The organism is Chengkuizengella sp. SCS-71B (assembly GCF_040100845.1).
Lineage (GTDB): Bacteria > Bacillota > Bacilli > Paenibacillales > KCTC-33759 > Chengkuizengella.
Window position 1 is genome coordinate 3,691,520 of record NZ_JAZHSH010000001.1, and the last position, 12,628, is coordinate 3,704,147.

A 12,628-nucleotide genomic window follows, 5' to 3' on the forward strand; every position below is an offset into this window, starting at 1 on the left:
AATCAGACGCTGAATTTAACACCCCTTTCAATAAGAGTTTTTTTGGTGCACATCCTTGATATAATATTTTAGTGGTAGGCTCTTCATAAACTTTATTACTTTCCATATGCACGATCAACCTTCTTTTTTATTTGTTCTGTCATAAATTTCTCATAACCTTTAACATCAAGCTTTCTAAATTCTGTTACATATTCATTCCAAACATGATCAAATTCACCTGGGTTAGAAAGCACAAGCTTAGGGAAATATTTCCTCTGAAGTTCATCCGATCTTGTATCAAAAATTTGCACTGGTGAACCTTGTTCCACCTGAACACTCCATGCTGGGAACCAAGGTCTCTCATCTGTTAGTGAGAACAACTCTGCAAAGGTTCTCACACCATATTGCTTGAGTAAATTTAAATCACCTTCTGTATATCCTAATTGCACGACTTCCGCCTGAGACCCAGGAGCAACCGAATTTCCATCTGCTAAAGAAGAACCTGTTCCGTAACGAGGCCAAAAGTATTCAAAATATTTAAGACCAAATGATTCCCTAAATTCTTCTGTTTCTTGATCGATTTGTTCCTTGGTTTTATAAAATCTTCCATTCTCATCGATTTCAAATGTTTCGCCTTCAATACCCCAGTTGGACAAAATTTGATTTTCATCTGTTAAAAGGTTATCGAAATACTGAATGATCTTAGCAGGGTCTTCCGCACTGACAGTAATGGCTATTCCACGATTATCTACGAAACCTGGAGAGTCACCGTATTGGTCTTTAATATCCTCGTCAAATACTATAGGCATAGGCATATAAAGGAGATCATCATTACCAAATTCCTCTAAAAGTTGAAGTGCTGGTCTTACCTGCCAACCATAATCAAAAAATCCTAATATTTTTCCAGATGATATTTTCGCTAGGTACTGATCATAGTTGTCAACGAATGAAGATTTATCATACAGCCCTTTGGCATTCATTTCATTTAATTTTTGAAGCCAACGCTTAGTAGAATCTTCCTTATCTGCATAAACTGTGGCTTCATACGTTTCCATGTCAACCATTACCCCACCATCATTTGGAAATCCAGCCAAATGATTTGCTGGGTTTATTAAAACAAAAAACCTCCAATCATGAGTTAAACTAATAAATCCCGTTACATCTTCATCTTTATGTTTCGCTACATATTCTTCAATTAATTGAAAATACTGATCTAATGTTTTAATTTTAGGATAGCCAAATTCCTTTAGAACACGACGTTGTATCCAGAACGCACTTTGATCAACATTAGGACTTGGAACACGCTCACCCACTATAGCATCAAAGGGTAAGAAATAAATATTTCCATCTTCCTGCTTCATTAGCTCGTAATAGGATCCATAAACTCTTTGTATGTTCGGTCCATGCTCATCTATTAAATCATTTAAAGGAATAAAGGTCCCTGCATCTAAAAATTTATCAATGGCACTATCTGGTATCACAACATCAGGAAATTCGTTAGCCGCAATCATTGTACCAACTTTTGTATTGATGTCTCCAACCAAAAATTCCATTTCAAAGTTAACACCAGTTTGATCCTCTAGTACTTTCCCTATCATCGTTTCATTGGTGTTCAAATCTCTAAATCCAGCCCCTGCATTAAATAATGTAAAAGTCACATTCTCTACTGAAGTTTCTTTACCATCTTGATTGTTTGATGTTGCTTTATTTACTTGTTCATTACTACTACTTTCTGAGCATGCAGCTACGAAAACCATAAACAACATCAGGATCAAAAACAAATAAGGCACTTTCACCTTCATAATACCTAGTCCCCTTTCGTTCATAATGTTTACAACCTCATTGTAAAAACATTAAAAAGTATATGTAGTAATTCAATAATGTTCATTTAAGTTTTCATTTCTTTTTCAATGGGCAATCGAATTTGAATTGTTGTTCCATTTCCTTCTTCACTATCAATGAGCATTTCAAATTGTTCTTCGTAATATAACTTTAGTCGATAGATCACATTCTGAATACCTACCCGATCCCCCATGTCCTTTTTGGAATGCATATATTGATTTAATTGAGAAAGCTTTTCTTCTTTCATACCCACCCCATTATCTTGTAAATAGTACACTAATACATTCTCTTCGATAGAGATTTTTAAATCGATCCTACCCCCATGTTTAAGCGGCTCTATTCCATGAATACTAGCATTTTCTATGAACGTTAGATAAGTCATTTTGGGAATTGTACAATCATAAGCGGCACTATCTATTTGAATATGATAATCTAGTTTTTGTTCGAATCTATATTTCTGTATTTCTAAAAAACAATAAATTAATTCTAATTCTTGTTTTACTGTCACCTTATCCATCTTCCACACTAACGATGTTCTTAACATCTTGGCCATGCTCTGAATAATATTGGCTGTTTCGTTCTCGCCTTTCATCAGACTTCGCATACGAATCGTTTCCAATGCATTAAATAAAAAGTGTGGATTAATTTGACTATGAAGCGCATTTAATTGCGCTTGTCTTTGCTGTAGTTCTAAATTTTTCTTTTGAATGTCAGCTTTATACACATCATCAATTAAACTTTTTATAGTTAATGTCATTCGGTTAAATTGAATTGAGAGTTGACCAATTTCATCACGTGCTTTAATATCAGGAATGATTTCAAAGTTCTGTGTTGTCACTTTATTGATATGTTTTAAAATTAACATGAGTCTAACCGTAAAAGATCTAGTAATCCATACAATAACTAGTGTTGGTAAAATAATAATCAAACAAGCTAATAAAATGACAAAATTAGAAGATTCTTTCACTTCCTGAAACACTTCTATATCTGGAATCTCTGCAATGACATTCCATTGTCCAAGAAGAATATCATCTGAAAAATCCTTTTCTATGACGATCGTTCCTTTAGGCAAATCAATTTGATCATATATAATTTCTGTATTTCGCCATTCCATATTTGAATTGGTTGTATATTCAACGCTCCTCTTACTCTTCTCTATTAAATACAAATCGCCATCTACATTTAAATTTGAGAATATTTGCTCAATAGCTTTTGGACGCAAATCAATTTTTAGTACTTTCTCAACATGATTTTGATCCCTATAATAATCCATTCTACGAACAATGCTGAAGATGTCTTTTTCTCCAAAGGATGATTCAGTTCGAATTAGAATCGGGGTAGAATAATTACTTTTCTTTATTCTTTTATACCACTCTGTTTTCTCCACTTCAGGAGAAATAAATTCCACACCTCCTGAATAAAGCAGTGTTGGATTGTCTACATAAATTGTAATTTCCTTCACTAATGTATAAATTGGGGTGTAACTGCTGTTTAATACTCTGCGTAAATAGGAATTATACGCTTCAACATATTCCGCTTCATTGTTCGTATAAGAATACGATAAAGTTTTATTAATCCAAAAATCCGTATAAAATAATGAAGATAGCGATATCGCATGTTCTACTTCTATCTGAAATTCACTTTTCATTTGTTCTATGTTTTTATTAATATCTTTCATTCTTAAATTCTCTACATGATTTGTTGTTACAATATAAAAAATGATATTAGTGAGTAAGATAGGGGTAAACACCGATACGAAAAAAATGATTAACATTTTATTTCTTAAACGAATATGATCTAAGCCTAGATTCATACTTGCGGTCCCCTCTTTATAAAAATAAATCGTTTTTACTTTATTAGATTACTTCGATATTCTGACGGTGTGATATGCTCAAGCTTTTCAAATTGAGTAACGAAATAATCAGGATTATTAAAACCGATTTTTTCAGCAATTTCATAGATTCTATAATCGGTTTGACGTAACAACTTTTTTGCTTCTCTAATTCTCAACTCTAATAAATACTCATTAAAATATATTCCATATGTTTTTTTGAAGAGTTGCCCAAGGTAGACTGGATTCATATAAAATCGTTCTGCAATCTTCTTTAATTTTAGATTCTCATGATAATTCTGCTCTACGTATTGTTTAACTTTTTCAATCTGTCCTCTTACATTCCCTCTTCTCAATTGATGAATTACAGCTCTACACTCCATAACAAAATCACTAAATAAACGATGAAGTTCATTTAATGTAAGAGGATTGTCATTCCAACTATTAATAGGTTCAATCGTTTGAATTTCCTTTGCATCTCCACTCATATTATGTATTATTTCTAACAAACCATGGACACACTGTTGTATAGACGCTTTCACTGCCTCCACTGCATAAAATTTCATACGAAAATCCTCAAAAATTTGATTTATAATGACTCTGAGATCAATTTCATGTTTCTCTTCAACCTTCATTAACAATGATTGATATAACGGTAGATCTAGCAAAGTATACTTTAATGAATGTTTTACATCGTTAAATGTGACGATTTGCGTTTCATCATTTAAATATTTATATTGCAAAACTTCTTTTGCACTCTGGTAAGATATGGATAATTCATATAGTAGGTTTGTAGGTTTACCAATGTATATATACACGTTGCTATTTTGTTCCTTCATCAAAACTTGTTTCAATTTATCTGTAAAAAGATTCACATCACCTTGATAATGACCTAGTTCATTATCGGTAATAATCATACCTAGTTTGCCATGATGTTCATACAAATAAATAGGATTAGAATGATTTGTTGTTGCTCTTGAGGAGGTAACAAAAACTTGAATATTTTCTTTCATCTGCTTAACTTGGGTTGTCACATCATCTTTGCAAAGATGGGTGTCGTTTAATTCAATGAAGGCATAATAATAAATTGTGGAGGGGGGTATCTGTAGTTTGTTGCACCAATGCAATAATTCATCTTCAGTAAATTCACGTCGAAACAAACCATTGATCATTTGATTATAAAGCAAATGATTATTTTTATTTAAATAAGTTATTCTTTGATTGATTTTATCCCCTAGTCTTAATAGTGCTCTAGTCATCTCTTCTTGATCAATCGGTTTTAAGATATAATCGTGTACGCCATAACGTACTGCTTGTTTGGCATAATCAAAATCATTATACCCACTAATGATGATAAAACTAGTTTCCATTTGCAGTTCCTTTACTTTATGTATCAACTGCAATCCGTCTATGACTGGCATTCGAATATCTGTAATCACTACATCTGGGTTAATTTCCTGAATTAACGAGAGTGCATCCTCACCATCCTCTGCCTCATCAATTACACTATACCCACAGCTATTCCAGTCGATTAAATTCCTCAATCCTTTACGCACATAAATCTCATCATCAACGATCATTACAGTATACATGAATGAAGTCCCCTTTCCGAGTGACCTTATCACAATAATGATAGAGTGAAAAGCAAGCCTATATCATTAGTGTATTCGTTTCTAGTAGAAAGTAAAGTATACTGAATATTTGTTTTAAATTATTTAAGTATATTGTTTAATTTTTTATGAATTTAATTAGAAATTATATCAATCAACAATACCATAACTCTTTTTCTTTTTATTTTATGTAAGTGTCAAAATACTAACATTATAAATAGATTGAAGCACAAGCAAATATAGTAAATCTGACATATTCTAATAGAAAGGGAGGTGAATTTTATGTTTTTTTCTGGCATTATAAGTGGATTTAGAAGCATATTTAGTAGAGATCCATTACCTTATAGAACAACGGAAGGCATAATAATAGTTACGCTATTCCTTCTGTTGGTTCTGGGACTGGGTGAAGTTTAAACTTTATTTAGTAGAGTAGTATATTTACATTCCACAAAATGGCATTTTTCTTTAAGAGAAGTGCCTTTCTTTATAATTTAGGCTAAAAATACCTATTAATTTGAAAATTACTATCAAAAGTAGATAAAATAAAATCTTTCGCATCTATTATTGTTAAATCAAGTTCATCACCTGTCGTTGTGCTTATAGTAACTATTTCACCTTTTAATTGATCTAATACACATTGCATTGGACATACACAACATTTACATATCGAATCATCCAAAAAGCTCATATTATCAACCATCCTTCATTAGTTTTTAATTTTTAAATATAATATGAGCTATAATAATCCTTTGATTGGACGTTTTGTAATGCCCTTCAAAAGTTCCGCTAATTCCTATAAAATTTTATTTTCAAACTAGTATTTATTTAGTAATGATACTTTCTTTCAAAAAAAAGTCTCAAAGAAGTTTTCAACTTCTTTTGAGACCATTTTAAATGTATTATATTAAACTTATTTAAACAACCTTTGAAAGTGAAATCTGGGTGAACAAGAACTACTTAACAGCATATACATTAACGGTAAATGAATTTCCACCTGTACTTGATGGGTCTGCTATATATAATGAATCATTCTTTACAACACCGGTGTAAGAACCATTTTTTAAAGAATTAAAAATAATAGGATCAGTCCATACTGGAACATCCTCTTTCACTCTAAAACTTATTGAATCTGCATTGGAGTTATTAACTATTTCCCAATATAACTTTTCAGTACCTGGAGGAATGTTTACTGTAGAAAAATTATTGCTTGAACGATGTTTCTGACCTGGCTGAGGTCCACCATTTGATGTAGTTGAAGCAATAAGGGTAAGTTCTTCTACAGCTTCTTCAGCATGGTATTCAAATATTGCAGAGACAGGTTGATGATCAGACAATTGTTTTCCAGCACTGTCTAGAAAATCATCATTTGGAACAGCATAATCTTTGACACTTAATTGTATAAAATCTCCACTGCGATATAAGATTTTATCAATTCGATCGCCGGACTCCCCTATCCCAGGAATAATTCCTCCATTCTCAATGTCTGCCCATGCATCGGAAAATCCAGCATCTACAAATTGCCTTACTTCCCCTTCATATTTATATTTACTATTAAAATCCCCCGCAACTATAATAGCATTCCCTGTTGACCATTCATTCAATTTGGATAACAATTGTTGAAAGTTTTTCTTTCTTACATCTTTATCATTTTGACTCCCACCTGCATCAGCATGAAGATTATAAATATCTACGAAAACACCATCGCTTACTTCATGACGAGCAAATGAAAAGCCTTTAGGGGTTAAGCAATCAGTTCCAGAATCAAAAACACCGTAACAATCATTCCATTCTTTACGAGTAAAATGAGTAAAAGGAAACATTGAAACCCGACTTAATCCATCACCAAAACCCATAATACCAGAATGTGATGATAAATAAGGATGATTTACTTTTTCAATTAAATCACTATGATAATTAAAATCCTCTTGAGCAAGTACAATATCATAATTGTTTAATTTAGGACTTATAAGAATAGTATTTGTTGCTGGACTTGATTGAGAAACAGGATCCCACAACCCTGCTACATTATAGGTTAATAATGAAAACTCTCCTTCTGCCTTATGTGCTTGAACTGGGGATGTAAATTGATTTGATAGAATCAAACTACTAACAATAAAAAACATTATTACTAGGGTATATATTTTTTTCATAAAATCATCTCCTACGTTCTTTTAATAAAATTTTGGAGTAAAACAAGATGTATTTATGTCATTCATTAGAATTACTCTAATCAGAAATAACAAACTAATCACTTATTTTTGATTCACATGAACATATGTAATTTTATACCAAGTTTTGAATCTATTTTAACATATTAAAAATAAACCTATAAAACCTAATAATCAGCCTTTTTTCTTAAAAATAGTACAATAACTATAATTTTCCACAGTTATTCTAGTTTTTTTGCAGTTATTCTATTGATTATAATTAATATAGCGAATTATTTTTTTGAAATCCTACAGTAAAAAATCACCTAAATAAAAGTTTTTGATTTTTCATTTTGTACTAGTATTTTGTGCAAGGGATTAGTTTTCATAGTTTTTAGAAAATATAACAATGTATAAAGGGGAATTTCTCGGACAACTGTTTATAGGTATTTAGAAAAATAAGACCAAAATGCTAAAAAAATAAATAACTTATGTTATTTATCGGATTTGATATTCATAAAAAAACCTTGAAAGGCATATAGCCAATCAAGGAGTTGTTACTTTTTTTAAAAATTAATTCCTAACATTAATCATTTTTGTTAGTAGGTATTATATTAAGCGCCATTCCAATTGACCCTAATTTTTCAATTAATTTATTTGCCTTACCATAAGGAAATTCCTCTACTAATATCAAAGGGGGATTTTTTGAACCCTTAAGTAAATGTTCCATTGAAATATTAAGACCTAATATTTTTTTATTCTTACCAAATATTTCAAGCCTCCACTAGGAGTTTTTACTAAAACTATATTACAAGTATCAGGTGGAACAAGTATTGTTTTTTGTTCTGTTTCATTTAAGCAACCACTACTAATCCATTTACTAAAATCCGAGGTAACTAAAGTAGCATGATTGGGGTTCATATCACCAGAATCAACAATTACTACCCTTTTTTCATTTGAACCTTGAAACATTAAGAAAACATTACCCCCACCATCATCACCAATAGAAACATATCCACTTGCATATTCATTTACTTCCCAAGTCTTATTTCGTTCCACAATATCCTCAGTACCATAAATTACTATCCCACCACCAATTGATAGACCATTTGTATATTTTAATAAGTTCTGATACACATTAGGTAATTCAACTTTCATAAGGTCTTCTACTTCCTGTATTTCAAAATCACTGGCAGATTGTTTTTTTATTAAATCTGGAGCCTTAGATAAGTCAATCATTCTATGAAACCTCCTAAATCATCAAAATATTTATATGCATCTCCTATTGCCTTCCGTACATTTTTACGATCAACTCCTGCTTCAATCATTTCCCTATAGCTCTCATTAAATTCATAGCGAATATCAGTATTATAGCCTTCAGCTTTTCTTCTTTGTCTCTGCATAGAAGAAATTTTTGCATGTGGTTGACCAGAGCTTGATGGTAGAAGTATTGCAGGAGCTTTCTTTTCGTTGCCGACTTCATCATACGCATAAGTGATCACTTGTTCTCTGGTGTGAATTTAAAAGAAATATTGATTATTTAAAAGAAAGTTGCACTGTTTAAAAGAAAGTTTGATCAAAAATAGCAGGATAATATTCACAATTCCTTGATCTTATACGGTTTCGAGTTGGAAATGATCAAACTTTTTTATAAAAACATGCCAGGTTCTACAAAGAGAGAAACATGTTTTGATCGATCTTTTTAAAAAAAAATATTATTTCCATTAACGATAGATTGAGTGTTTACTAGATTATTTTGATCAAACTATATTTCAATCCAACAATTAAACTTATCTGCAATGCTAGCTAACTGCTTAAGCTGTTCTCCTGATATACCATCCAGGTTAACTTTAATGTTAAGAGTATCAAACTTTTTTCTTAAACTTTGTAACTTCTTCTCAATAGACTCCATCGACTTTTCTTACAATGCAGCCTCGATGAGAATTCTTATATTATCAGCCAATTCACCACTCCTTTTTCACACAACAAAAAAAGTATTGAAATTTGTCGACGATACTTTTGAAATGTGTTATGATTTTATCCTAAAATTCTAAATCCACTTAATAGGTATATTTAGAATTTTAGGATAAGAGGTGTTTTTTATTTTTTAATTGGGGGGAAATAATAGTTGGACACACAAAACAATGAGTTCAAAGATATTAATGAAAGAGATGAAAAAGAAACAAATGATATTAAAGAGGACATAGTATTAAATCCCTGGTTTTCGATTTGGTTAAAACCGAGAAAAACAATGAGATATGTATTAGATACTAAGCCAGGCAAATTATTTTTGTTGATTTATTTAGGAATACTCGTCACAAGTTTAGATCGTGGGGCTTCAAATGAACCAGGTGATACAATGAATCTATTTTCAATTTTATTTACTTCTATTATAGGTTCACTTTTTTTTACTGCTATTGCTTATTACATAGCTCCATTATTATTGCGATGGACAGGAAGTTTATTAGGAGGTAGAGGAACCACTGAAGAAGTCCGTTATGCCTATGCCTATTCTTATATTCCATATGCCTACTCATTGATATTTATTTGGATACCTTCATTATTATTATTTGGAATTAATAATTTTACTACTGAATATGCATATAGCATTTATAGCAGTTCAACGCTTACAAATTTAATGTTTATTTTCAATTTACTTGATTTAATTATAGCGATATGGGCTATTTTCACGACTATAAAATGTTTGGCTGAAGCTCATCAATTTTCATCTTGGAGATCATTAGGTGCAATAATAATAAGTTTCTTAGTAATATTTATACCTCTTTTTATATTATTTGCATTAATATTTCCAATATTAATTTTTTCATAGTTAATTAACTTACTATTGAACAGCCCATTTTCATATATTGAAGTTAACGGGCTGATGCCTCGTGATCGTTTTGACGCTATTTTCTCTACCATAGATATGGATCGAATCTTGTTTGCTGTATCCAAAAAATCTTTTTATGGTAAGCCCGTAAATTTAAATTATGCAGCAATGATCTACTCTTTAGTAGCACGTATTATGGAACGAATTCACTCTTATAAAAATAAGAAAATACTTTTTAATACCTTTACCTTGTCTCATATTTCTTTTTAATATTTCCTGAATTCACATCATAAACACATGCAAAATCACATCCATTTGCTACTATTATTGCTGTTAAATCATCCCCAATATAATATATCTCGTGAAAACAGATAACACCTCTAATATCGCTTGGTACTTTGAGCCTAAGTCTTTCACTTCCATTAGCATTTATAATGAAAGCATTGTTAACACCATATTCTTCAGTTGAAAAAACGATGGCTAAACCACTTCTATCAGCTAACTCTACAACACTTTTTGGTGGATAAGTTGTTTTTCTTATAAGCGGTTTATTATTGTATTTCCAAATAATGTTCTTATCATTTATACTCCATTTGAGGTTACTTATTTTTGTTCTCAATTAATCACCTACTTTATAATTTTAGGTTCACCTATAGGAATTAAATTTGCTCTATCAGAATAATTCAAGATTTGAACTTGATTCCCTCCACCAGGATATCTTTCATCATTATAAATTTGTGGTCCAACTTCACCAACTTGAATTCTTGTTCCTTCTGGGACTAAATATTGTTGAACTTTTGATACTTCTGGTTTAAACTCAGGTGTTACTGCGAGATTATTTCTAACGTAATTTACATCTAAAATATCATCTAACGTCCCCCACCCACCTGGTCTAGTTTGATTTGGAGCCATAGCCATATTAATTTTGAAATCTTTTGGGGCTACCATGGATACTATCTCTCCACCATCTACCCACGGATTACTGCCTTGAGGTGCAGGTAAAGCTAACTGAGCACCCGTCCCTTTGGTAATCTGAGCTTTATTTGAAATCTCACCAACGTTCGATATTTGTTTCGCCTTACCAACAGGGAAAACATTTTCACCTATTAGCGACCCGATCATATTTGCTCTCTGGTTCCCATCAGCTTCCATAAAAGCGTAGTAAGCCTGTTCACCACTATGGTAAACAGCTTTACCGGTTTGAATCGGGTGCATCACTGCATATCCTATATTCTTACCTGTCTCTATCGGATGTGATGCTGAATCCCAAAGTCCTTCAGCTGTAGACCAAATCCCTTCTCCTACACCCACAATTGTATTTCCGGCCATTGAGAAAAATCCAACATCATCACTATCTCGACTTAAACCAAACGGATCAATATAACTTATCGGATTTCCATTGACATAAGCATATTTATTCAGGGATAAACTGCTGCTGCTGATACTGCCTTGAACCACGTCTCGATTGATGAATCGTTTGATCTCTGGGTTATAGTAACGGGCTCTCATGTAGTAGAGACCATTCTCGTCTGTCATCACACCATATCTTCCATTATACAAGAATGGATGGTTGGTTGTCCCCTCTGAATAGATTAGTTCACCATATGGTGAGTAGGCATATTGGTCTGTAATGACCCCATCTATATTCGTTAACGGTACTTCCTCTGCGATCATAGTGATATACACTATGATTTCTATTTGCATCTTCTTGTGATACTAACCCTAATCCATATACATAATACGTTAATGGATTTCCTTCTTCGTCTACTTCCATTAACAATTGACTATAAACGGCATGAGGATTCACAACTTGATAGGTTGTCTCATTGGTTAATGTATTTGTAATGGAAGTCCGGATATCTTCTGCGTTATACGTATACGTATAATCTCCTACACGAATCAAACGGTTTTGGGAGTCATACTCCATTTGCTGCATGGTACCTTGTAATGGAACTTGGATCATATTGCCGTCTGCATCGTAGAGTACACTCTCACCCTTATACGTTTCTATTCGATTATCTGACGTATAGGTGATGTTTGTTTCTTCTGTTGATCCATCCGTACTTTCTTGAATCGATTGGATGTTTCCACCGAGATCATACCCATATTGATAGTTCACACTCGATGGATTGAACGAATTTAAGAAATTGTCTGCTTGGGTTAATCGGTTTAATTCATCATAAAGATAGTTTTTATCCCCTTCGGTCTTTACATTGTTCGATGCATCATACGTAAAGGTTTCTTGATGAATGATGTCTCCATCTTTCGTTTCATCTATTAACTCAATGAGTTGCCCTGCTACATCATACGTTCTCGTTTCCTTTGAACCATCTGGACGAACGGTAGAAATGAGCCTGTTATTTTCATCATAAGTATAACTCGTCACTCT

General features: G+C 32.2%; 10 protein-coding genes and 2 pseudogenes. 2 read left to right on the forward strand and 10 right to left on the reverse strand.

Annotated features, from left to right (window positions below; all coding sequences use genetic code 11):
* Positions 1–95 precede the first annotated feature (95 nt).
* The 7 genes and pseudogenes from VQL36_RS18115 to VQL36_RS18145 all read right to left on the reverse strand — a co-directional run bounded on the left by VQL36_RS18115 (position 96) and on the right by VQL36_RS18145 (position 8,911).
* Positions 96–1,805, reverse strand: a complete 1,710-nt coding sequence (locus VQL36_RS18115; RefSeq protein WP_349250649.1) for an ABC transporter substrate-binding protein — start codon at positions 1,803–1,805, stop codon at positions 96–98.
* 62 nt (positions 1,806–1,867) lie between these two features.
* Entirely contained in the window at positions 1,868–3,634 is a 1,767-nt protein-coding gene (locus VQL36_RS18120) for a sensor histidine kinase (protein ID WP_349250650.1), read from the reverse strand.
* Between the two features lie 35 nt (positions 3,635–3,669).
* Positions 3,670–5,244, reverse strand: a complete 1,575-nt coding sequence (locus VQL36_RS18125) for a response regulator transcription factor (RefSeq protein ID WP_349250651.1) — start codon at positions 5,242–5,244, stop codon at positions 3,670–3,672.
* Positions 5,245–5,758: 514 nt separating this feature from the next.
* Positions 5,759–5,950, reverse strand: coding sequence for a hypothetical protein (locus VQL36_RS18130; protein WP_349250652.1), 192 nt, complete (start codon positions 5,948–5,950; stop codon positions 5,759–5,761).
* Positions 5,951–6,215: 265 nt separating this feature from the next.
* A complete protein-coding gene (locus VQL36_RS18135; protein ID WP_349250653.1) occupies positions 6,216–7,385 on the reverse strand; it encodes a hypothetical protein in 1,170 nt (389 codons plus the stop codon).
* A 610-nt stretch (positions 7,386–7,995) separates the two neighbouring features.
* A pseudogene (locus VQL36_RS18140) lies at positions 7,996–8,648 on the reverse strand (SMI1/KNR4 family protein).
* Positions 8,645–8,911: a hypothetical protein gene (locus VQL36_RS18145; RefSeq protein ID WP_349250654.1), complete on the reverse strand. Its 267-nt coding sequence runs from the start codon at positions 8,909–8,911 to the stop codon at positions 8,645–8,647. The pseudogene VQL36_RS18140 and the gene VQL36_RS18145 overlap by 4 nt, the downstream one beginning before the upstream one ends.
* Before the next feature lie 626 nt (positions 8,912–9,537).
* On the opposite strand from VQL36_RS18145, the gene VQL36_RS18150 reads away from it, so the two are divergent.
* The gene (locus VQL36_RS18150) at positions 9,538–10,239 is read left to right on the forward strand and encodes a Yip1 family protein (RefSeq protein ID WP_413789534.1); all 702 of its coding nucleotides are present in this window, start codon (positions 9,538–9,540) and stop codon (positions 10,237–10,239) included.
* A gap of 54 nt (positions 10,240–10,293) precedes the next feature.
* A pseudogene (locus VQL36_RS18155) lies at positions 10,294–10,461 on the forward strand (IS5/IS1182 family transposase); the annotation flags it as partial.
* Positions 10,462–10,483: 22 nt separating this feature from the next.
* On the opposite strand, the gene VQL36_RS18160 reads toward VQL36_RS18155, so the two are convergent.
* Genes VQL36_RS18160 through VQL36_RS18170 form a run of 3 tightly spaced genes read right to left on the reverse strand, consistent with a single transcriptional unit; the run spans position 10,484 to position 12,625 of the window.
* Positions 10,484–10,858 (reverse strand): hypothetical protein, encoded by a 375-nt coding sequence (locus VQL36_RS18160; protein ID WP_349250655.1) that lies wholly within the window; start codon positions 10,856–10,858, stop codon positions 10,484–10,486.
* A gap of 8 nt (positions 10,859–10,866) precedes the next feature.
* Positions 10,867–11,913, reverse strand: a complete 1,047-nt coding sequence (locus VQL36_RS18165; protein ID WP_349250656.1) for an RHS repeat-associated core domain-containing protein — start codon at positions 11,911–11,913, stop codon at positions 10,867–10,869.
* Positions 11,837–12,625 (reverse strand): hypothetical protein, encoded by a 789-nt coding sequence (locus VQL36_RS18170; RefSeq protein ID WP_349250657.1) that lies wholly within the window; start codon positions 12,623–12,625, stop codon positions 11,837–11,839. Before VQL36_RS18170 ends, VQL36_RS18165 begins: the two co-directional genes overlap by 77 nt.
* Between the last annotated feature and the right edge of the window lie 3 nt (positions 12,626–12,628).